We start from the raw sequence: 20,907 nt of genomic DNA, 5'->3' as shown, positions 1-20,907 counted from the left end.
GCGGGTCCGGCGGAGGAGGATCGGTGATCCGTCAACAGCCCACGTATGATTGGCGAATGGCGGACACCCCCTGGCTCGATGCGCGCGAGGCGCACGTGTGGCAGTCGTACCGCGACGCCTACCGTGAGCTGTCGATCGCCCTCGAGAACCGCCTCACCGCGAACTCCGGTCTTTCCGGTGCCGACTACGCCCTGCTGCACCCGCTGTCCAACGCCGACGACGGCGTACTGCGGACCCGCGACCTCGGCCGGTCGGTCGGCTGGGAGCGGAGCCGGTTGTCGCACCAGGTGAGCCGGATGGAGAAGCGCGGTCTGGTGGTCCGTGAGGAGTGCGTGTCCGACGCCCGCGGCTCGATGGTCCGGATCACTCCGGCCGGCCGGCAGGCGATCGAGGCGGCGGCGCCGGACCACGTCGACGCCGTCCGCACCTACCTGTTCGACAAGCTGTCGCCCGAGGAGCAGGACCTGCTCGGCGGTCTGTGCGACCGCATCCTGGCCGGCCTTCCGGCCCGCGACCTCTGCCGCGTCCCCGGCGCTCCCGCCGACTGCTGACCGCGCCCGCGCGCTGACGTCCGCGAACCCGAGGTCACGCCTCCGCCAGCTCGGACGCTGGGCGATGTCCTGGCATGGCGTGCACAACTCCCGGCTCCCTTCGGTTGACATGTCATCTCGATTTGCTAAGTTTGGTGATGCATCACCAAACTCCCTCCGCACGAAGGATCGACATGCCCAAGATCGCGATCATCCTCGGCAGCACCCGCCCCGGCCGCAACGGTGAGGCCGTGGCCCAGTGGGTGCTGGACATCGCCAAGCAGCGCAGCGACGCCGAGTACGAACTGGTCGACATCGCCGACTACAAGCTGCCGCACCTGGACGAGGCGATCCCGCCGTCGATGGGTCAGTACAGCCAGCCGCACACCAAGGCCTGGGCGGACAAGATCGCCTCGTTCGACGGCTTCGTCTTCGTCACCCCGGAGTACAATCACTCCACCTCCGGCGCGCTGAAGAACGCGATCGACTTCCTGTTCGCCGAGTGGAACGACAAGGCGGCCGGCTTCGTCAGCTACGGCTCCGTCGGCGGCGCCCGCGCGGTCGAGCACCTGCGCCTGGTGATGGGCGAGCTGAAGGTCGCCGACGTCCGCGCCCAGGTCGCGCTCTCGCTGGCCACCGACTTCAAGAACTACAGCGAGTTCGCCCCGGCCGAGTACCACGTCGGCGAGGTGACCACGATGCTCGACCAGGTCGTCCAGTGGAGCAACGCGCTCGCCGCCCTGCGCAGGCCCGTCGCAGCCTGACCCGCACCGGTACGCCGACGCCCGGCGCGGCGCGAGGTCGCCGGTTCTCCTCGATCGCTGAGCGGTGTCCCGCAGTCCGGCCGGACTCCGGGGTGCTGCTTAAGCTCACCGGATGGTGATCGACGGATGGACCGACGACCTCGCCCCGCCGGGCGTCGCTGTGCGTTCGGTGCGCACGCTGGTCGGCGGCTTCGCGAACAACACCTGGCAGGTCACCTTCGCCGACGGTACGACCGCGGTGGTGAAGTCCTCGGCCGCCCCGGATGCCGGCCTCTTCGCCGAAGAAGCAGCCGGCCTGGAGGTGCTGCGTGGTCGGGGTGGCCTGCGGACTCCGGCCGTGATCGCCGTCGGCCCGCGATCGCTGACGCTCGAGGCGCTCAACCCCGTCGTACCGGCGACGCCGGCGTTCTGGGAGGCCGCCGGTCGCGCGGTGGCCGCGCTGCACGGCCACACGTCGCCGCGTCACGGCTGGGACCATGACGGCTGGCTCGGCCGACTGCCGCAGGAGAACGCCTGGGACGAGGACGGCCATCGCTTCTTCGCGACGCGTCGCATCCTGCGCTATCTGCGCGAGCCGGCCACCCGCCGGGCCCTGGATGCCGGGGATCTCCAGCGGGTGGAGTGTCTGTGTGACCGGCTCGACCAGTTGCTGCCCGCTGCTCCGGCCGTGCTCACCCACGGGGATCTCTGGCGCGCGAACCTGATCGCGACCGCCGACGGCGAGCCCGCCTTCATCGATCCGGCCGTCAGCTGGACCTGGGCCGAGGTCGACCTGAGCATGATGTTCTGCGCCGGCGGTGTGCCGGAGCGCTTCTTCGCCGCCTATCACGAACTCCGCCCGCCCGAGCCCGGCTGGCGTGAGCGGATGGGTCTGCTGTACCTGCGCGAGCTGCTCAGTGTCGTCGCGCACTTCGGGCCGATGGGCGATTACGTGGCACAGATCCGTGAGGTACTGCGCCGCTTCGCCCCGCGCTGACGCCGAAACCTGGTGGTGACTGCCAGTACCCGGAGGTAGGGACTGGTGACACGCCGTCACGGAGAGCGGCGCGGTGGCGGGGGCGGAAAGAATGAGGGCTGTTCAGAATGCGCGCTGAATTTGACAACGATTTTCACTAACGGCAGGATCGACGCCGGCGGGGGGAGCTCGCCGAGACCATCGCACCGTGAAGGAAACTGGATGTCCGAAGCGCTGAACAGACGTGGGTTCCTGGGGCTGGCCGGGGGACTGGGACTTGCCGCGATGACCGGGTGCGGCAGCGGGGGCGGGACCGATCAGGCCGCCGCCCAGCCGCAGCAAGGCGGCCGGCTGCGCGCGGTGTACGCCGGCGGCGGTGCCAAAGAGGTGCTCGATCCGCACGTGCAGAGCCTGTTCGTCGACATCGCCCGGCACAAGGCGATGTACGAGAAGCTGGTGGAGCTGGGGCCGGACCTCAAGCCGGTGCCGCGGCTGGCGGAGAAGTGGGAGCCGGACGCCCAGGCCGCGACCTGGCGGTTCACTCTGCGAGAGGCGACGTTCCACGACGGGCACACGCTGACCGCCGAGGACGTCCTGTACAGCCTGGCCCGGATGGCCGATCCCGCCGCGCCGGAGCGGGTCGCGCAGTCCTCGCTCGCCACCGTGGACCTGCGCCGCTGCCGCGCGATCGACAAGCGCACGGTCGAGCTGACGCTGACCGCGCCGAACGCCGAGTTCCCCGCCCTGCTGGCCGGCATCGGCACCCAGATCGTCCGGGACGGGTTCAAGGACCCGACCAAGCCGGTCGGCACCGGGCCGTTCACGTTCGTCTCGTTCGAGGCCGGTCGCTCGATGGTCGCCAAGCGGTACGCCGACTACTGGGACGGCGCCGCCCGGATCGAGGAGCTGCACCTGCTCTCGGCCGACGCCGAGGCGCGGGCCAACGCGGTGCAGGGCGGCCAGGCGGAGTACGCCAACGACATGACCGCGACCTTCGCCCGGACCGCGGAGGCCGGCCGGACGGTGAAGATCGTCGCGGCCAAGGGCAGCACCACCCAGGCCTTCGTGATGAAGGTCGACCAGCCGCCGTTCGACAACCCGGACGTGCGGATGGCCTTCAAGCTGCTGGCCGACCGGCAGCGGCTGGTCGACGTCGTGCTGGCCGGCCGCGGCGAGGTCGGCAACGACCTGTTCGGCAAGGGCTACCAGTACTACCCGGCCGACCTGCCGCAGCGCGAGCGCGACCTGGACGAGGCGAAGGCGTTGCTGAAGAAGGCCGGCGTGCTGAACAAGGAGCTGGAGATCTTCACCTCCGACGCCTCGGCCGGTTTCGTCGAGGCGGCGACCCTGCTGGCCGAGCAGGCCGGTGAGGCCGGGCTCAAGCTCAAGGTCACCACCGGCAGCTCGCAGACGTACGCCAAGGACCTGCTCACCAAGGGCGCGATCGGCAGCCATCGCTCCGGCGCGATGCCGATTCCGCAGTACATCACCGACCGGCTGCTGTCGAAGTCGCCGTTCAACGTGACGCACTGGCGGCGCCCGGCCTTCGACGCCGCCTTCGCGGCCGCCCAGGTGCTCACCGACGAGACCGCCCGCGCCGCGAAGTACGGCGAGCTGCAGCGGTCGCTGCGGGACGAGGGCGGCATTCTCGCCTGGGGTCATCCGGACTTCATGGTCGCGGTGTCGGCCAAGCTGCAGGGCGTCGAGGCGGTCCCGCCGAACACACTGGACTCGGCCCGCTTCGACAAGGTGTGGCTGGCCTGAATGCGGTCGTACGCAGCGCAACGGGCCGCTCTGGCGGTGCTGCAGCTCGTTGTGCTGTCGGTGCTGGTCTTCGTGCTGACCTCCCTGCTGCCCGGTGACGCCGCCGACATGCGGTTCACCGAGACGCTGACGCCTGACCAGGTCGCCCGGCTGCGCGAGCAGCTGGGGCTGGACCAGCCGGCGGTCGAGCGGTTCATCCACTGGCTCGGCGACGTCCTGCGCGGTGACCTCGGCACGTCCTTGATCAGCGGCGGTCCGGTGCTCGACATCGTCAAGGCGTCGGTCGGCGCCACGGTGGTACTCACGCTGGCCACGCTGGCCGTCGTCGTGCCGCTGGCGGTTGCCCTCGGCATCTTGATGGGCACCCGGGAGAACGGCCGGCTGGACCGGGCCGTCACCTCGGTCACGCTGGCGCTCAGCGCGATCCCGGACTTCGTCATCGCGGTGGTCCTGATCGCGCTGTTCTCGCTGAAGCTCGGCTGGCTGCCCGCGACCTGGGTCGGCGGTGATCTGCTGGCGAATCCGGTGCTGCTGGTCCTGCCCGTGGCGGTGCTGCTCGGCCGGACCGTGTGTCTGCTCTCCCGGCAGGTCCGCGCCGGCACGATCAACGCCCTGCACGCCGAGTACGTCGTACAGGCTCGGCGGCTCGGGGTGCCGAGGTGGCGGTTGCTGCTGCGGCACGTGTTGCCGAACGCCGCGGTCCCGGGGGTGCAGGAGCTGGCCAGGACGGGCGACACGCTGCTCGGCGGCGTCCTGGTGGTCGAGGCGATCTTCGCGATCCCGGGCTTCGCGACGGCGCTGGTCGACGGTGTCGAGACCCGAGACCTGCCGGTCGTGCAGGGGCTCACGCTGGTGCTGGCGGTGGCCGCGCTGGTGATCAACCTCGGCGCCGACCTGGTCTGCAACCGGCTGGTTCCCCGGACGGAGCTGCTGCGATGAGCCGCCCCGGCTGGCGAGCCCGTACGCCGCTGGCGGTGTCGGCCACGCTGGTGGTGATCCCCTTGCTGGCGGCGATCTTCGGCCCGTTCGTGAAGCTAAAGGCCGAGCCCGGCCTGCCGTACGAGCGAGCCGCCGGGCACCCGCTCGGCAGCGACGGGCTCGGCCGCGACGTGCTCGAACTGCTGCTCACCGGTGGCCGGACGGCGCTCGGCATGGCGCTCGGCGCGGTCGCCGTCGCGTACCTGGTCGGCGGGCTGATCGGTCTGGTCGCGGCGTCCACCCGGCACCGCTGGCTCGACGAGCTGCTGATCCGGCCGCTCGACGTGCTGCTGCCGTTGCCGTCGCTGCTGGTGATCAGCGTCGTCGCGGTCGGCTGGCAGGCATCGGCGCTCGCGATCACGCTGGCGGTTGCCGCGGTCAACGTGCCCACGGTGGCGCGGCTGGTTCGGGCGGCCGCCCTGGACGCCGCGAGCGGGCCCGTGGTCGAGGCGCTGCGGATGCAACGGGAGAGCTGGATCGGCATCCACCTGGGCTACGTCGGGCGCTCGGTGCTCGGGCCGGTCGCCGCCGACATCGGCACCCGCATCACGTTGGCGGTGTTCCTGGTCGCGTCCGTCAACTTCCTCGGCCTCGGCCTGAGCCCGACCGCGCCGGACTGGGCGGTCAGCGTCTCCCGCAACCGCGAGGGCCTCCTGCTGCAGCCGTGGGCAGTGCTGGCGCCCGCGCTGATGCTGGTCGCTTTCACCCTCGGCTTCAACCTGCTCGCCGACCGCCTGGTCCACCGCACCCGCCGGATGGCCGAGGTGACCCGATGAAGCCGCTGGTGCAGGTGACCCGGCTCAGCGCGTACGCCGGCAAAGCGGTGATCGTCGACGGCGTGGACTTCGAGGTGTGGCCCGGGCAGGTCACCGCGCTGGTCGGGGCGTCGGGTTCGGGCAAGACCACGTCTGCGCTGGCGCTGCTCGGCGAGCACGGCGACCAGGTGAGACTGTTCGGCCAGGTCGAGGTCGCCGGCGAGGTCGTTGTCGACAGCAACGGGCCGACGTCCGCCGCCGCGGGTGTTCGTGGTCGAGTGGTCGCCTACATGCCGCAGCATCCCGGCAGCGCGCTCAACCCGGCCCGGCGGATCGGCGCGGGCCTGCACGAGCTGGAGAAGTTGCACCACCCCGGCGAAGACGTCGTCACCGAGGCGCTCCGGGCAGCGCAGCTGCCCTCCGACCGCGCGACCCTGCGTCGTTTTCCGCACCAGTTCTCCGGCGGCCAGCGGCAGCGGATCGCGCTGGCCCAGGCGCTGACCTGCCGCCCCCGCGTCCTCGTCCTGGACGAACCGAGCACCGGCCTCGACTCCGTCACCCGGCTGCAACTGGTCGGCGAGCTGCTGGAGCTGGCCGCCGAAGGTCTCGGCATCCTGCTGCTCAGCCACGACCTCGACCTGGTCCGCGCTCTCGCGCAGTACGTCGTGGTCCTGGACGCGGGCCAGGTGATCGCCTCCGGTGGTCCGGAGGTTCTGCCGGAGCCCGTCGACCTCCCGATCGAACCGGCGACCAAGCAGTCGGCCGAGCCGTTGCTGGAGGCGGCCAACCTGTCCGCCTCCGTGCGTCCCCGGGGCCGTGACCCGATCCTGCGCGAAGTCGATCTCAGCGTGCGGCCGGGAAGCTGTCTGGGCGTGGTCGGTCGCTCCGGCAGCGGCAAGACGACCCTCGCCCGCTGCCTGGCCGGACTGCACGAGCGGCACACCGGCCGGATCACCCTCGACGGCCGCGACCTGCCCGTACTGCGCAAGCGGTCGGCCGAGCAGAACCGCCGGGTCCAGTACGTCTGGCAGGAGGTCCGCGGCTCCTTCGACGAACGCCGGCCCGTGCTCGACCAGGTCGCCCGGACGGCCCGCCGCCTGCGCAACCTGGCGGCCGAGCAAGCCGAGGCCGAGGCGGTCGCCACCCTGGCCCGGCTCGGTGTCTCGGCTCTCGTCGCGGCCCGTCCACCGAGCCAGTTGTCCGGCGGGGAGCTGCAACGGGCCGCGCTGGCGCGCGCCTTGCTGGCCCAGCCCGACGTCTTGATCTGCGACGAGATCACCACCGCACTCGACGAGCACGGCACCGCCTTGGTCGTCGAACTGCTGAGGGAGCTCACGACGCAGGGCACCGCTCTGGTGTGGATCAGCCACGACCTCGGCCTGGTCGCCGCCGTTGCCGACCACGTGCTGGTGATCGACCACGGCCGGGTCGCCGAGCGGGGCGCACCGGTCGCCGTGATGACCCGCCCGTCCACCGAGGTGGCCCGGCGGCTGGTGAGGGCCGCCCGGGTCGGGCACGAACCGCCTCCGCCCGTGCTGACCCTGAGTGCCGACACGAGGAGCAACCCGCAGTGAGCATTCCTGTCACGCCCCGGCTGCACGACCACCTGGCGGAGGCGATCAAGGACCCGGACCCGATCCGGGTCGGCGACGACCTGATCTGCCTGCGGTTCGAGACGATGAAGGTGTACTCCGCGCTCGGCGCCGTCCGGCACCTGCTGGAGACCGGCGCGGTCCGGCCCGGCGACACGTTGATCGACAGCTCCAGCGGGATCTACGCGCACGCGCTCGCGCTGGCCTGCCACCGGTACGGGATGAAGTGCCACATCGTCGGCTCGACCACCGTCGACCGGACACTGCGGATCCAGCTGGAGATCCTCGGTGCCACCGTCGAGCAGGTCCCGTCGTCGAACGACCTGCAGCTCGACCAGAACCTCCGGGTCCGCCGGATCGCCGAGATCCTGCGCGACAACCCGACGTACCACTGGATGCAGCAGTACCACGACGACATCCACTACCTCGGCTACGGCGCGGTGGCGGACCTGGTCGCGCAGCTGGTCCCGGCCGGGCCGCTGTGCCTGGTCGGTGGCGTGGGGACCGGGGCCTCGACCGGCGCGATCGCGGAGTACCTGCGCGACCGCGGCCGGGACGTGAACCTGGTCGGCGTGCAGCCGTTCGGCAGCGTCACCTTCGGGGCCGGGCACACCCAGGACCCGGACATGATCATCGCCGGGATCGGCAGCTCGATCGAGTTCCGCAACGTGCGGCACGAGCTGTACGACCGGCTGCACTGGGTGTCGTTCGACTACGCGATGTCGGCCGCGGTCGACCTGCTCCGGACCTCCGGGGTGTTCGCCGGGCTGTCCGCCGGCGCGGCGTACCTGACCGCGCTGTGGGAACACACCTGCGACAGCGCGCGGACGCACGTCTTCCTGGCCGCCGACACCGGCACCCGGTACGTCGAGTCGGCTTTTGCCCGGCATGCCGAGGCGCGGCCGATCGCCGGCCTGCGGCCGCGGGAGATCGACTCGCTCGACCAGCTCGCCGTGCCGTGGTCGGCGATGTCGTGGCACCGCCGGGCATCGGTCCGGACCCAGCGCGAGCAGTTTCCATCTGCGACTCCGTCGCACTAACCTGTGATCATGTCGGGGTACGAGGTGCTGACGCGGTTGTTCACGGCAACGGAGGTCGCCCGGCTGCGGGACGCGGTCGAGCGGGTGCACGCGGACGTCGTCGCGGCCGCCGAGGCGGGCGAGACCCGGGTCACCGTCTGGCCCGACGGTCACCGGCTGGAGGAGATCGGCGGCACCACGATCCACTGGGAGCCCGACGCGCCGGGCAAGGCGGTCCGGTCGCTGTCGCCGGTCTCCGGGATGTCCCCGGTGCTGGACGCGCTGTGGACCGACGAGCGGCTGACCGGGCCGATGGCCGCCCTGCTCGGTGTCGCCGAGGTCGGGCCGTTCGTGGCCAAGCTGAACTTCAAGCGGGCCGGCGTCGGCTCGGAGTTCGCCTGGCACCAGGACTTCCCGTTCTGGTACTGCTGCGCCGGCGACGCGGCGTACGACGTGGCGACCGCGATCGTGATGCTGGACGACAACACCGTCGGCAACGGCGCGATGACGCTGATCCCGGGCAGCCACCTGGCCGGCCCGGCGCCCCGCGATCCGGCGGATCCGACCGGGCTGCTGGTCGATCCGCGCGCGGTCGACGAGACCGCCGCGGTGACGGTCGAGGCGCCGGCCGGGTCGGTGCTGATGTTCCCGGGGCTGATGGTGCACCGGTCCGCGCCGAACCGCACCGCCACCGACCGCCGCTCGCTGCTGTTCTGCTTCCAGCCGGCCGGCCGGCCGGAGTTGTCCGCCCTGACCTACGACGCCGACAGGCTGGCCGATCTGCCATCAGCGCAGATTTCGGCCGGGAGGCTCCATGATTGAATCCGTCACCGCCCTGACCGCATCAGTTCTCGCCGGCGAGCGGGGTCCCGCGCCCTCGACGTTGTCGGTGACCAGCGCGTTCTGGCTGCACAACACGACCCGGCTGCCGGGCGCCGACGTGACGTACAAGAACTACTACGTCCTGCTCCGCGTCGGTGAGGTCTTCGGCGCCTGCGCCTTCGAGGAGGGCGAGCTCGACCCGGCGTACTGCGCGGACACCTCTGGTACGGCGGTCTCGGAGCTGTTGACCGAGGCGCCGCTGCCAGTTCGGATCGCCGCGCTGGACGCCTACCTGGCCTCGGTCGAGCCGCACCACGAAGCCGCCGGCGCCGAGGAGATCGTGCTGCCCGCCGGGACGCCGGACGTCCGCGCGCGGGCCCGGGACGCGGCCGTCGCCGGGCTGCTCGAGGTCGCCGAGGGTACGAAGGTCGCGCTGATCGGCGTGGTGAACCCGCTGGTGGACGCGATCACCGAACGCGGCGGCATCTGTCTGCCGTGCGATTTCAACCTGCGGGAGACGGCGTCCGGACTGCCGGTTTCCCGCGACATGACGGAGGTTCTGGATGCCGCCGACGCGGTGGTGGCGACCGGAATGACCTTGAGCAACGGCAGTTTCGACGTTCTCGTTGACCGTTGCCGCCAGCAACACAAGCCGCTGGCGGTCTATGCTCAGACCGGAAGTGCGGTGGTGCGCGCCTTCCTCGGCTCCGGCGTCACCGCGGTGTCCGCCGAGCCATTTCCCTTTTCCCAGTTCAGCTCCCGCCCGACGAGCTTGTACCGCTACCGAATCCAGGACGGAGCTTCCCGCACGTGAGTACCGACAGCCGCAACTCAGCTGCGCCCGCATCCACCATCGACTCGCCGGACGTGGACCACTCACCAACTGGCGACGGTGGGCACGAGCCGCATTCGGCCCCGCCGGAGCAAGGCGCGGCGCGGGGGTTGGTGAGTGGTGGAGGATCGCTGCCTCCGACGAGTGGTTCCAAGGCTGCGAGCGCTGGAGGTCCGCCGCCTCGGGCGGGTGGGCATGAGGCGGTGCCCGGCGATCTACGGATGGCGCGGCGGTTGTGGCCGTTCCTGCTGGCCTCGACGGTCAGCCTGATCCCGTTCACCGTGTTCGGCATGTACCTGGTGCCGATCGCGGACGCGGCGGACGGCAGCGTGGCGGAGATCGGCGGGCTGCGGGGGCTCGGCGGTCTGGCCGCGCTGGTGGTCGGGTTCGCGCTGGCGCCGCTGATCGACCGGCTGGCCCGTGAGCTGGTCGCGGCCGGTGGACTTGCGCTGCTCGGGCTGTCCGCGCTGCTCGGTGCCATTGGCAACGTTTTCGCGCTGGCCGCGTTCTGCCTGCTGATCGGGGCGGCGACCTCGATCCTCGGCCCGTCGATCGGTGCCGCCGCGGCCGACCGGTTCCAGTCCCCGGCCGCCGCCGGACGGGCCGCCACGTTGGTCTCGGCGACCACCTCGATGATGGCGATGCTGGCCGCGCCGGTGCTCGCCGTACCGGGGCTGCTCTGGGGCTGGCGGGGCAACCTGATCGCCGCCGCCGTGGTGTCGCTCGCGCTGTCCGCGGCGTTCTTCTGGCGCGGCCGCGGGCGAAAGGCGCCGGTGCGGGCCGACGGCGGCGCGCGGATGAGCTACCTCGCGACGTACCGGGCGCTGGCCCGGATCCCCGGCGCGGTGCCGCTGCTGGCGGTCGCGTTGCTGCGGACGGCGGCGTTCATGGGCTACCTGGCGTACCTGGCGGCCTTTTACGACGAGAAGTTCGACCTGCAGCCGGGCTGGTTCGCGCTGGTGTGGTCGCTCAGTGGGGCGTCGTTCTTCCTCGGCAACCTGTTCGCCGGCCGCTTCCTCGCGCTCGACCGGCCATGGCTGGGCGCCGACAAGCTGCTGGTCGCCGGGGTCGTCGCCGCGCTGATCAGCGTCACCGCGTTCTACTTCTCGCCGACGCTGCCGAGCACGCTGGTGCTCACCGCGCTGATGGGAGCCAGCCACGCGACCGTCGCGGCCTGCGTCACCACCCTGCTGGTCCGCCGCAGCGGCGACCTCCGCGGCTCGGCCCTCAGCGTCAACGCGGCCGGCATGTCGCTGGGCGTCTTCCTCGGCGCCGCCATCGGCGGCCTCGGCCTCGGCCTGGCCGGCTACCCCGGCACCGCTGCCGCCTTCGCCGCCCTCACCACCATCGCCCTGCTCTGCGCCCTCCGCGTCCGCCCCTCCGACGGCTGACCCCTTATACGCTCCGTGTTCGGGGATGACCAGTAGTGACATCGGCGAGTTCATTACCTATCGTCATTTTCTGATCACAGAAAGTGGTGATGATCATGCCGGTCGCCAATGTCAGCGCGGTCACGATGCCGGACGGAGCCGTCTACGCCTACATCTGCGGCGAAGGATGCCTGTGGCGTTACCACGCCGACGGCCACGGCAACGGCGTCCGGACGAAGTTGACCACCTCGTCCGCCGCGCCGGACTCCGGCCGCCCGGTTCAGGTGGTGGTGAACCGGGCCGAGGGCGCGGACCAGATCCGGCACGTGTTCTATCGACAGCCGCGGACCGACAACCTCTGGTACTCCGCCGACCACCTGCCGGACGGCGTCACGAGCCGGCTGCCGGTACGGCAATTGACGACTCCGTCCGGTCCGATCCAGATGATGCGGACCTTCGGCGCGGCGGCGCTGGCCGACGGTGTGCTGCTGGTCGGCGCCACGCCGCACCGGCCGGCCAGCCTGCAGATCGTTGCCGTGCCATGGGCCGCACTCGACCAGCCGACCTGGATGCAGGGGGTTACCGTTCGCACGACGCCGCTGCCGCTGTCGAGCGGGTCCGGCGCCGGCAGCCTCGACGCGGACGGCTGCGAGGTCAGCTGCGACGTGGTCGTGGGCCCCGGCGACCTGGGCCCGGTTCTCGTAGTGGTTGCCAAGCGCAAGGACGGCGAGCTGTTCCGGATCGGTTGCTGGGTCGCGCCGATCGAGCACGCCTTCACGGTCGGCTCGTTGGTCGAGCACCGGCAACGCTGGGCCGGACGGGGACTGAGGTTCGCCTCGGTCCAGGTGCTGCCCGACAACTCGGTCCTGCTGTCCTACTTCGACCATGCCGGGCAGGTCAGGTGGTACACGAACACCGCGGTCGGTCTCACCGGGCTGACCGATCCCGAGCCGATTTCGCCGTCGGACTGGATCGTCGGCGCGGCCGACAGGTCGCTGGCGGTGATCGACCAGATGAGCAAGGGCAAGTCCAAGCATGTCAACTACGGCGGCAACGCCTTCCGGGTGGTCGTTCTCCCGGGCGAGGTTGCCACGTCGCCCAGCGAGAACAACCCGAAGCTGGTCGACGCCAAAGTTCCGCTCCGGGCCGGAGTTCTGTACTACAACGGCAACGGGCAACTCGGCGAGCTGGCCGGCGCCGGCGTCTGGCGCTACCTCGTCCGGACCGCCTGCCCGGTGGTGGAGGGCCGCGAGCTCCTCGTCGGGATCATCGAAGGACCGCCACCGATCCCGAACGAGAACCTCAACATGCCCGACCGGTACGACCCGTTCCGGTACTTCAACGGCCCTGGATACTCGCAGGCGACGTTCGCCGGGACGCAGAACCGCACGACCGGGCTGGAGCTGACCTGGTCGGCCGGGCTCGTGACGAAGGCGACAGTCAAGGCGACCAGCGGCGTCGAGATCCCGATCATCGGTGAGGCCAAGGGTTGGCTCCAGGTCGAGGGATCTGCCGAGCTGGCGTACAAAGGGGCCTACACCAAGCTGAAGACGACGCAGACCGTCGCCACCGTCGTCGCCGGCGCCGAGATCGAGGGAGACGGCCAGACCCAGCCCTACTCGGTCCAGCCGGCCGGTGTCCTGGTGTTCCAGAACGCCGACTGGACCGGTTACCAGTACAACTATCAAGATGCCGGCGGCAACCTGCTGGACGGAACAGTGGCGGTGTACCAGCTCGAGCCGACCAACGTGTCGCTGTACGCGGTCCCGTACTTGATGAACCCCGACTTCCGGCCGGTGCCGGGCCGCCTGGACAGCTACGTTCTGAGCGCGGACGAAGCCCAGGCGTTGCGGCGGCGCTCCATCATCGATCTCGGGCACGGTACCGGGTACCTCACCGGGTCATGGGGCTTCGACAGCAAGACGGTCGCCACCTTCGGAACGACGACGTCGAAGACCACCGAGCACGGCTTCACCTTCGACCTCAGCACCTTGGTATCGGCGGGAATGGAGGCCGAGCTGCTCGGAATCAAGGGCGAGGCGGACTTCGGCATCGGAGTCGAGGTGTCGTTCGAGTCGACGTGGTCCGGCGGCGCCGCCGACGGGATCCAGGTCGGCGGCGAGGTCTGGTTGCGCGGAAACTCCAAGGCCCCGAACGCCTACACCGACTACAGCTACCGGCTCTACCTGTTGGAGGAGGACCAGCGCTGGACCAGTGACCTGCTGGCAGGGCTCGTCACTCCGACGTTCCCGGCGGATCCGCTCGAGCGGGCCCAGCAGCAGCGGCTGGCCGAGATGATCGCTCCGGACTCGCAGCCGTGGAAGCTTTGTTACTCGCTTGCCTCTTCGTCCTTCAACCAGCCCCTGCCGGACACGCTCACGCCGTACTGGCAGGAGCGACTGACTTCGGCCGGCGTCGGTACGACATACGAGCTCGCACGGCTGCTCGCCGGCATCCCGGACGGGACACTGCCGAACGATCCGGGACTGCGACGCCTGACCGAGGAGCTGAGGGCGGATCCGGACCAGTTGACGGACCTGCGCAATGCCGCCGGGAACGGCCCGGCCTCATCTGAGCCGCTCTGACTCGTGCCGATGGGGCGCAGCCATCAGGGGAAACCCTGGGGTTGCCCCGGAGTCGGTGGCGGCGATACCTGGAAGACCGGAATTCCCGTTCCGGGTGGCTGGAGCGGGCGCTATCGTCGAGGCCATGGAGAACTTGCCGGAGCGGTCCGCCCCGCACGCGCACCTGCGGGCCTCCGACAGCGACCGGGACCAGGTGGTCGAGGTGCTGCGGGACGCGTTGATGGCCGGCCGGCTCACCCAGGACGAGCACGCCGAACGGCTCGAGCAGGCACTGCACGCCCGGACCCTCGGCGAGCTGGAGCCGATCACGCTGGACCTGGCAGTGCCCGGGCAGCCGTTCCGCCCGGCGGCCCCGGCGCACTCGACCTCGCGGGTGCCGATCGAGGAGCCGGCCAACCCGCAGGACAGCTTCGACTTCGTCGTCGGCATCTTCGGCGCCGGTGAGCGCAAGGGGCGCTGGCGGGTGAAGCGGCGGACCAACGCGCTGGCGTTGTTCGGCGGCTGCGACCTGAACATGGCCGACGCGGTCTTCGAAGGCCGCGAGGTGACCGTCTACGCGTTCGCGATCTTCGGCGGCGTCGACGTCACCGTGCCGCCGGGCGTCGAGCTCCGCAGCCAGGGCGTCGGCATCATGGGCGGCTTCGGCACCACCGGCCGCAAGGACGAGATCGATCCCACCGCCCCGGTCGTCGTGCTCAAGGGCCTGGCCCTGTTCGGCGGCGTCGGCGGCAAGGTCCACAAGCCCAAGAAACCCAAGGGCCGCGACAAGCTCGACCAGTAACCGGGCCCGGCCGTCGCGGTCGGGGTCAGATCCAGGACTTGAACCACATCCGGTTGAGCCAGTCGGGGTGCGGCAGGACCTTGTCGGTCAGGATCGGCCAGATGTAGGCGAAGTTGAGCACGACCAGGACGACGAAGGCGCCGACGACCGCGCTGCCGATCAGCCGGCGCGAGCTGGGCGCCTCCAGGGCCGTCCTGGCCGGGCCGAGGATCTTGCCGAGCACCAGCGCCAGCGCCATCACCGTGAACGGGACCATCGTCACCGCGTAGAAGAAGAAGATCGGCCGGTCGTCGAAGAAGAACCAGGGCAGCCAGCAGGTCAGGTAGCCGACGATCGGGATGCCGAACCGCCAGTCGCGTTGCGCGATCCACAGCACCAGCGAGGCGATCAGCGCCAGCGCGCCGCCCCACCACAGCAGCGGCGTACCGATCGCGGAGATCACCGACAGGCAGTTCGTTCCGGCCGGGGCGGTGCAGCCGCCGGTCCCGGGCTTGATGTCGTTCACCGCGTCGAAGCCGATCGGGCGGCCGACGATCGGCCACTCGGCCGGGTGCGACGAGTACGGGTGGGTGGCGTTGTTGATGTAGTCGCCGGTGTGGAAGGCCAGGACTTCCTGGTGGTAGTGGATCAGCGACCGGAAGTCGTCGGGCACCACCTTCATCACGCCCTGCGCCGGGTTCTTCGAGGCGTAGTCGTGGTCGTAGGCGTTGTCGTTCAGCAGCCAGCCGGTCCAGGTCGCGGTGTAGGTGACGATGCCGACCAGCACGATGCTGACGAACGCCGGCACGCCGTCGACCAGCACGGACCGCCAGAACGCGCGCGGCACGCCGATCGCCCGCCGGGCGCCGAGGTCCCAGGCGAAGACCAGCAAGCCGAAACCGGCGATCACCCACACCGCCGACCACTTCGTCCCGAGCGCCAGGCCGAAGCAGACACCGGCCGCGATCCGCCAGGGCCGGACCAGCAGCAGCCGGCCGACCGTACGCCGTCCGCCCGGGCCGGTGCCGTCGTCCAGGGACTCGGCGTGCCGGCGGCGGGTCCAGTCGCGGTCGGCGACCAGGCAGGAGACGGCCGCGACCAGCCAGAACGCCAGGAAGATGTCGAGCAGCGCGACCCGCGACATCACGAAGTGCAGGCCGTCGGCCGCGAGCAGCAGACCGGCAATGCAGCCGATCAGCGTCGACCGGGTCATCCGGCGCACGGTGCGGATCACCAGCAGCACGGTCAGCGTGCCGAACAGGGCCGGCATGAACCGCCAGCCGAAGCTGTTCATGCCGAACAGGTGCTCACCGGCCGCGATCATCCACTTGCCGACCTCGGGGTGCACGGTCAGGCTCGGGGTGTCCTTGAAGACGTCCAGGTTGCCGGCCAGGATCTGCTTGTCGGCGATGCCTTCGGGCTTGTCGATGAACTGCCGCGCGTAGCCGAACTTGAGCAGCGAGAACGCGTCCTTGGCGTAGTACGTCTCGTCGAAGACGAACTTCACCGGGTTGCCCAGGTTCCAGAACCGCAGGATCGCCGCGAACGCGGTGATCGCCAGCGTGGCGATCCAGCCGCCGTCGAAGTCCCGCGGCATCGGCGGGTACAGCCGCTGCTTCACCGGCGGCAGCCGGCGCCCGAACGCGTCCCGGCCCAGCGTCTCCCGCGTCTGCGCGGAGTCCGCCCCCTGGTTCTCGATCACGGCAGTCACGCCCGCCATCGTACGGAGCCCCCCAGTCCCACCGCCTCCCGGCACCACGTGGAAGGGCTGCGATGATGGCCGACGTGACTGGGCGACTGATCTTGGCGGGGACTCCGATCGGGGATCTGGGGGATGCCACGCCGCGGTTGGCGCGGGTGCTGGCGGAGGCGGACGTGGTGGCGGCCGAGGACACCCGGCGGTTGCGGCGGCTGACCAGTGAGCTCGGCATCACCGTCGGCGGGCGGGTGACGAGCTTCTTCGAGGGCAACGAGCGGGAGCGGACCGTCGACCTGGTGGCGGCGCTGGTCGAGGGGCAGACCGTGGTGGTGGTGACCGACGCGGGCATGCCGAGCGTGTCGGACCCGGGGTACCGGCTGGTCGCGGCGGCGATCGAGGCGGACATCCAGGTGACGGCGGTGCCGGGGCCGTCGGCGGTGCTGACCGCGCTGGCGCTGAGCGGGCTGCCGGTGGACCGGTTCACGTTCGAGGGGTTCCTGCCGCGGAAGCCGGGGGAGCGGTCGAAGCAGTTGCAGGAGCTGGCCGGCGAGCGGCGCACCATGGTGTTCTTCGAGGCGCCGCACCGGCTGGCGGCCTCGCTGCAGGCGATGGCCGAGGCGTTCGGGGCCGACCGGCGGACGGCGGTGTGCCGGGAGCTGACCAAGACGTACGAAGAGGTGAAGCGGGGTCCGGTCGGGGAACTGGCCGAGTGGGCTGCCGACGGGGTGCGCGGGGAGATCACCGTGGTGGTCTCCGGGGCCGATCCGTCCGCCCGGCGGCTGGGGCCGGCGGAGCTGGCGGCCGAGGTGGCGGCCGACGAGGAGGCCGGGACGCCGCGCAAGCAGGCGATCGGCGACGTCGCGAAGCGGTTCGGCGTACCGAAGCGGACGGTGTACGACGCCGTACTGGCTGCGCGCGAACCCCGGTAAAAGCACCTGGTCAGGCCCACTACGCTGGAGGTATGTCCGGCGAGAAGGCTTACTACGTCACCACTCCGATCTACTACGTCACGGCCGCGCCGCACATCGGCAGCGCGTACACGACGGTGGCCGGGGACGTCCTGACCCGTTGGCACGCCCAGCGCGGCGAGCGCAAGTGGTACCTGACCGGTACCGACGAGCACGGTGAGAAGGTGCTGCGCAGCGCCCAGGCGCAGGGCATGTCCCCGCAGGAGTGGACCGACAAGCTGGTCGAGCAGGCCTGGAAGCCGGCCTGGGTGGACGTCGACATCGCGTACGACGACTTCATCCGGACCACCGAGCCGCGGCACACCGAGCGGGTCCAGGAGTTCGTCCAGGCGCTGTACGACCAGGGCGACGTCTACAAGGGCGAGTACGAGGGCCTGTACTGCGTCGGCTGCGAGGAGTTCAAGCTGCCGGCCGACATCCGCACCGACGACGACGGCACCCAGCGGTGCATGATCCACGGCACCGAGCTGGAGACGGTCTCGGAGACGAACTACTTCTTCCGGCTCTCGGCGTACGCCGACAAGCTGCTGGAGCTGTACGAGACGCACCCGGAGTTCGTCGCGCCGAGCAGCGCCCGCAACGAGGTGATCGCGTTCGTCAAGCAGGGTCTGCAGGACCTGTCGATCACCCGTTCGACCTTCGACTGGGGCATCCCGGTCCCGTGGGACTCCGACCACGTGCTCTACGTCTGGGTCGACGCGCTGCTCAACTACGCGACGGCCGCGGGCTACGGCGCCGACCCGGACCGCTTCGCCGAGCTCTGGCCGGCCGACGTGCACCTGGTCGGCAAGGACATCCTCCGCTTCCACGCGGTGATCTGGCCGGCGATGCTGATCGCCGCCGGCATGCCGGTGCCGAAGCAGGTCTTCGCGCACGGCTGGCTGCTGGTCGGCGGCGAGAAGATGAGCAAGTCGAAACTGACCGCGATCGCGCCGAAGGAGATCACCGACCACTTCGGCTCCGACGCGTTCCGGTACTACTTCCTGCGCACGATCCAGTTCGGCGCGGACGGCTCGTTCTCCTGGGAGCACCTGAACGCGGTCTACACCTCCGAGCTGGCCAACGGCCTGGGCAACCTGGCCTCCCGGATCGCGGCCATGGTCGGCAAGTACTTCGACGGCGAGCTGCCCGAGCCCACCGACCACGGCCCGGCCGAGCAGGCGCTGGCCGACAAGCTCGCCGAGACCGTCGCCGCCGCGGACCGGGCGATCGACACCCTGGCGTTCCACGACGCGCTGGCCGCGGTCAACGACCTGGTCGGCGCGGTGAACGGCTACGTCTCCGAGCAGGAGCCGTGGAAGGTCGCCAAGGACGAGTCCCAGCGGGCCCGCCTGGCCACCATTCTGTACACCTCCGCCGAGGTCCTGCGCGCCGTCGCCGTCCTGCACCACCCGACGATGCCCAAGACCGCCACCAAGCTCTGGACCCTGCTCGGCGCCGAGGCCAAGCTCGGCCCCCTCGCCGACCAGCGCATCCCGTCGGCGGGCACGTGGGGCCAGCTGCCCGCCGGCTCCACCCTCACCAAGGGCGAAGCCCTCTTCCCCCGCCTGACCGAAGAAGCCTGAGCCACGACGGACCGAGGCCGCCGCGAAGCAGACAGCGGCGGCTTCGGTTCCGGGGCTGGGTTGCCCCAGGCAATTCGATCGCCCGGAGGCTCAACGGGGTTCTACAGTCGGCGGATGGTGCACATCCTGGCGGCGGTGGCGTGGCCCTACGCGAACGGGCCTCGGCACATCGGGCATGTTTCGGGGTTCGGTGTTCCGGCGGACGTGTTCAGCCGGTACCAGCGGATGGCCGGGAACGACGTGCTGATGGTGTCGGGGACCGACGAGCACGGTACGCCGATCCTGGTGCAGGCGGAGCGGGAAGGGGTCAGCCCGCGGGAGCTGGCCGACCGGTACAACCGGATGATCGTCGAGGACCTGCACGGGCTCGGGCTGTCGTACGACCTGTTCACCCGGACCACCACCGGCAACCACTACGCCGTCGCGCAGGAGCTGTTCCGTACGGTTCACCGCAACGGGTACCTGGTGCCGCGGACGGCGATGGGCGCGATCTCGCCGTCCACCGGCCGGACTCTGCCCGACCGGTACATCGAGGGCACCTGCCCGATCTGCGGGTACGACGCGGCGCGCGGCGACCAGTGCGACAACTGCGGTAACCAGCTGGACGCGATCGACCTGCGGGAGCCGCGCAGCCGGATCAACGGCGAGACGCCGGTGTTCGTGGAGACCGAGCACTTCTTCCTCGACCTGCCGGCGCTGGCCGACGCGCTCGGCTCCTGGCTGCAGACCCGCACCGACTGGCGCCCGAACGTGCTCAAGTTCGCCCTGAACCTGCTGGACGACGTCCGGCCGCGGGCGATCACCCGGGACATCGACTGGGGCATCCCGGTCCCGCTGCCCGGCTGGCAGGAGAACCCGGCCAAGCGCCTGTACGTCTGGTTCGACGCGGTCATCGGCTACCTCTCGGCCAGCATCGAGTGGGCCCGCCGGACCGGCGACCCGGACGCCTGGCGGGCCTGGTGGTGCGACCCGACCGCGCTCTCGTACTACTTCATGGGCAAGGACAACATCACCTTCCACGCCCAGATCTGGCCGGCCGAGCTGCTTGGGTACAACACCCCGAACCCCGGCCGGTACGGCGCGCTCAACCTGCCGACCGAGGTGGTCAGCAGCGAGTTCCTCACCATGGAGGGGCGCAAGTTCTCCTCGTCCCGCTCGGTGGTCATCTCCGTTCGCCACGTGCTGGAGCGGTACGGCCCCGACGCGCTGCGCTACTTCGTCGCGGCCGCCGGACCGGAGAGCCAGGACACCGACTTCACCTGGGCCGAGTTCGTCCGCCGGACCAACGACGAGCTGGTCGGTACCTGGGGCAACCTGGTCAACCGCACCGCCTCGATGATCGCCAAGAACTTCGGCGCGATCCCGGCCGCCGGCGAGCTGACCACCGCCGACCACGAGCTGCTCGCGCGCAGCCGGGCTGCGTTCGGCACGGTCGGCGAGCACCTGGAGCACCACCGGCTCCGGCAGGCGGTCGGCGCCGCGCTCCGGGTCGCCACGGAGGCGAACCAGTACCTGTCCCAGCAGGCGCCGTGGAAGCAGTCGGACCCGGTCCGGCAGGGCACGATCCTGCACGTCGCCGCGCAGGTGGTTGCCGACAGCAATGTTCTGCTGACGCCGTTCCTGCCGCACTCCGCGCAGCAGGTGCACGAGACGCTCGGCGGGACCGGCGCGGTCACCGACCGGCCGGAGATCCGCGACGTGGCCGACCTCGACGGAGGTCCCGGTTACCCGGTGATCACGGGCAACTACGGCCGGGCGGCGGCGTGGCGGTCGCGGCCCGTGGTACCGGGGACGCCGGTGGCGCCACCGCGGCCGGTGTTCGCGAAGCTGCCGCCGTCGGTGGTGGACGAGGAGCTCGCCCGGCTGGCGTGATCCCGTGGCCGGGGCAGTACGACACAGCGCGGGGTTGGTTAAGCTGCGACAACTTGTCGCCTGGTGTGAGTTGCAGG

General features: G+C 70.7%; 17 protein-coding genes. 16 read left to right on the top strand and 1 reads right to left on the bottom strand.

Translation table 11 applies throughout. From position 1 onward, the window contains the following. Positions 1-56 precede the first annotated feature (56 nt). The 13 genes from KFLA_RS28520 (at position 57) to KFLA_RS28460 (ending at position 14,747) form a co-directional block, all read left to right on the top strand. Positions 57-551 carry a MarR family winged helix-turn-helix transcriptional regulator gene (locus tag KFLA_RS28520; protein ID WP_041289527.1) on the top strand — a complete coding sequence of 165 codons (495 nt, stop codon included), beginning with the start codon at positions 57-59 and terminating at the stop codon, positions 549-551. 173 nt (positions 552-724) lie between these two features. Further along, the gene (locus KFLA_RS28515; RefSeq protein WP_012923306.1) at positions 725-1,294 is read left to right on the top strand and encodes an NADPH-dependent FMN reductase; all 570 of its coding nucleotides are present in this window, start codon (positions 725-727) and stop codon (positions 1,292-1,294) included. Positions 1,295-1,406: 112 nt separating this feature from the next. Next, positions 1,407-2,270, top strand: a complete 864-nt coding sequence (locus KFLA_RS28510; RefSeq protein WP_012923305.1) for a fructosamine kinase family protein — start codon at positions 1,407-1,409, stop codon at positions 2,268-2,270. A 201-nt stretch (positions 2,271-2,471) separates the two neighbouring features. Continuing rightward, positions 2,472-4,013: an ABC transporter substrate-binding protein gene (locus KFLA_RS28505; RefSeq protein WP_012923304.1), complete on the top strand. Its 1,542-nt coding sequence runs from the start codon at positions 2,472-2,474 to the stop codon at positions 4,011-4,013. Further along, on the top strand, positions 4,014-4,952 hold the full coding sequence (locus tag KFLA_RS28500; protein ID WP_012923303.1) for an ABC transporter permease: 939 nt from the start codon (positions 4,014-4,016) through the stop codon (positions 4,950-4,952). It begins immediately after the preceding gene. After that, a complete protein-coding gene (locus KFLA_RS28495) occupies positions 4,949-5,767 on the top strand; it encodes an ABC transporter permease (protein ID WP_012923302.1) in 819 nt (272 codons plus the stop codon). The genes KFLA_RS28500 and KFLA_RS28495 overlap by 4 nt, the downstream gene beginning before the upstream one ends. Continuing rightward, entirely contained in the window at positions 5,764-7,320 is a 1,557-nt protein-coding gene (locus tag KFLA_RS28490; protein ID WP_012923301.1) for an ABC transporter ATP-binding protein, read from the top strand. Before KFLA_RS28495 ends, KFLA_RS28490 begins: the two co-directional genes overlap by 4 nt. After that, entirely contained in the window at positions 7,317-8,378 is a 1,062-nt protein-coding gene (locus KFLA_RS28485) for a pyridoxal-phosphate dependent enzyme (RefSeq protein ID WP_012923300.1), read from the top strand. The genes KFLA_RS28490 and KFLA_RS28485 overlap by 4 nt, the downstream gene beginning before the upstream one ends. Positions 8,379-8,387: 9 nt before the next feature. After that, positions 8,388-9,179, top strand: coding sequence for a phytanoyl-CoA dioxygenase family protein (locus KFLA_RS28480; protein WP_237706622.1), 792 nt, complete (start codon positions 8,388-8,390; stop codon positions 9,177-9,179). Next, positions 9,172-9,993, top strand: coding sequence for a Rossmann-like domain-containing protein (locus KFLA_RS28475; protein ID WP_012923298.1), 822 nt, complete (start codon positions 9,172-9,174; stop codon positions 9,991-9,993). The genes KFLA_RS28480 and KFLA_RS28475 overlap by 8 nt, the downstream gene beginning before the upstream one ends. Before the next feature lie 221 nt (positions 9,994-10,214). After that, entirely contained in the window at positions 10,215-11,402 is a 1,188-nt protein-coding gene (locus tag KFLA_RS28470; protein ID WP_049797448.1) for an MFS transporter, read from the top strand. A gap of 95 nt (positions 11,403-11,497) precedes the next feature. After that, positions 11,498-13,966, top strand: coding sequence for a hypothetical protein (locus tag KFLA_RS28465; RefSeq protein ID WP_148256759.1), 2,469 nt, complete (start codon positions 11,498-11,500; stop codon positions 13,964-13,966). A gap of 124 nt (positions 13,967-14,090) precedes the next feature. Continuing rightward, positions 14,091-14,747 carry a DUF1707 SHOCT-like domain-containing protein gene (locus KFLA_RS28460; RefSeq protein ID WP_012923295.1) on the top strand — a complete coding sequence of 219 codons (657 nt, stop codon included), beginning with the start codon at positions 14,091-14,093 and terminating at the stop codon, positions 14,745-14,747. 25 nt (positions 14,748-14,772) lie between these two features. On the opposite strand, the gene KFLA_RS28455 is transcribed toward KFLA_RS28460, so the two are convergent. Then, a complete protein-coding gene (locus KFLA_RS28455) occupies positions 14,773-16,446 on the bottom strand; it encodes a dolichyl-phosphate-mannose--protein mannosyltransferase (protein ID WP_012923294.1) in 1,674 nt (557 codons plus the stop codon). A gap of 56 nt (positions 16,447-16,502) precedes the next feature. Here KFLA_RS28455 and rsmI point away from each other — a divergent pair, with 56 nt between their 5' ends. The 3 genes from rsmI to metG (KFLA_RS28440) all read left to right on the top strand — a co-directional run bounded on the left by rsmI (position 16,503) and on the right by metG (KFLA_RS28440) (position 20,830). Further along, positions 16,503-17,354 carry a 16S rRNA (cytidine(1402)-2'-O)-methyltransferase gene (gene rsmI / locus KFLA_RS28450; RefSeq protein ID WP_063822857.1) on the top strand — a complete coding sequence of 284 codons (852 nt, stop codon included), beginning with the start codon at positions 16,503-16,505 and terminating at the stop codon, positions 17,352-17,354. Between the two features lie 32 nt (positions 17,355-17,386). Beyond that, entirely contained in the window at positions 17,387-18,958 is a 1,572-nt protein-coding gene (gene metG / locus KFLA_RS28445; protein ID WP_012923292.1) for a methionine--tRNA ligase, read from the top strand. Between the two features lie 114 nt (positions 18,959-19,072). Further along, positions 19,073-20,830, top strand: coding sequence for a methionine--tRNA ligase (gene metG, locus KFLA_RS28440; protein ID WP_012923291.1), 1,758 nt, complete (start codon positions 19,073-19,075; stop codon positions 20,828-20,830). The last annotated feature ends 77 nt before the right edge of the window (positions 20,831-20,907 follow it).

It is taken from the genome of Kribbella flavida DSM 17836 (genome assembly GCF_000024345.1).
Lineage (GTDB): Bacteria > Actinomycetota > Actinomycetes > Propionibacteriales > Kribbellaceae > Kribbella > Kribbella flavida.
Note: the sequence above shows the minus strand (reverse complement) of the source record. Positions and strands in the feature narration are given on the sequence as shown.

What these genes read in the sequence shown, in the direction of transcription:
- KFLA_RS28495 (WP_012923302.1), top strand. Translation starts at nt 4,949, where the DNA reads ATGAGCCGCCCCGGCTGGCGAGCCCGTACGCCGCTGGCGGTGTCGGCC.
- KFLA_RS28520 (WP_041289527.1), top strand. Translation starts at nt 57, where the DNA reads ATGGCGGACACCCCCTGGCTCGATGCGCGCGAGGCGCACGTGTGGCAG.
- KFLA_RS28490 (WP_012923301.1), top strand. Translation starts at nt 5,764, where the DNA reads ATGAAGCCGCTGGTGCAGGTGACCCGGCTCAGCGCGTACGCCGGCAAA.
- KFLA_RS28480 (WP_237706622.1), top strand. Translation starts at nt 8,388, where the DNA reads ATGTCGGGGTACGAGGTGCTGACGCGGTTGTTCACGGCAACGGAGGTC.
- rsmI (WP_063822857.1), top strand. Translation starts at nt 16,503, where the DNA reads ATGGCCGACGTGACTGGGCGACTGATCTTGGCGGGGACTCCGATCGGG.
- KFLA_RS28465 (WP_148256759.1), top strand. Translation starts at nt 11,498, where the DNA reads ATGCCGGTCGCCAATGTCAGCGCGGTCACGATGCCGGACGGAGCCGTC.
- KFLA_RS28500 (WP_012923303.1), top strand. Translation starts at nt 4,014, where the DNA reads ATGCGGTCGTACGCAGCGCAACGGGCCGCTCTGGCGGTGCTGCAGCTC.
- metG (WP_012923292.1), top strand. Translation starts at nt 17,387, where the DNA reads ATGTCCGGCGAGAAGGCTTACTACGTCACCACTCCGATCTACTACGTC.
- KFLA_RS28510 (WP_012923305.1), top strand. Translation starts at nt 1,407, where the DNA reads ATGGTGATCGACGGATGGACCGACGACCTCGCCCCGCCGGGCGTCGCT.
- metG (WP_012923291.1), top strand. Translation starts at nt 19,073, where the DNA reads ATGGTGCACATCCTGGCGGCGGTGGCGTGGCCCTACGCGAACGGGCCT.
- KFLA_RS28475 (WP_012923298.1), top strand. Translation starts at nt 9,172, where the DNA reads ATGATTGAATCCGTCACCGCCCTGACCGCATCAGTTCTCGCCGGCGAG.
- KFLA_RS28460 (WP_012923295.1), top strand. Translation starts at nt 14,091, where the DNA reads ATGGAGAACTTGCCGGAGCGGTCCGCCCCGCACGCGCACCTGCGGGCC.
- KFLA_RS28505 (WP_012923304.1), top strand. Translation starts at nt 2,472, where the DNA reads ATGTCCGAAGCGCTGAACAGACGTGGGTTCCTGGGGCTGGCCGGGGGA.
- KFLA_RS28515 (WP_012923306.1), top strand. Translation starts at nt 725, where the DNA reads ATGCCCAAGATCGCGATCATCCTCGGCAGCACCCGCCCCGGCCGCAAC.
- KFLA_RS28455 (WP_012923294.1), bottom strand. Translation starts at nt 16,446, where the DNA reads ATGGCGGGCGTGACTGCCGTGATCGAGAACCAGGGGGCGGACTCCGCG.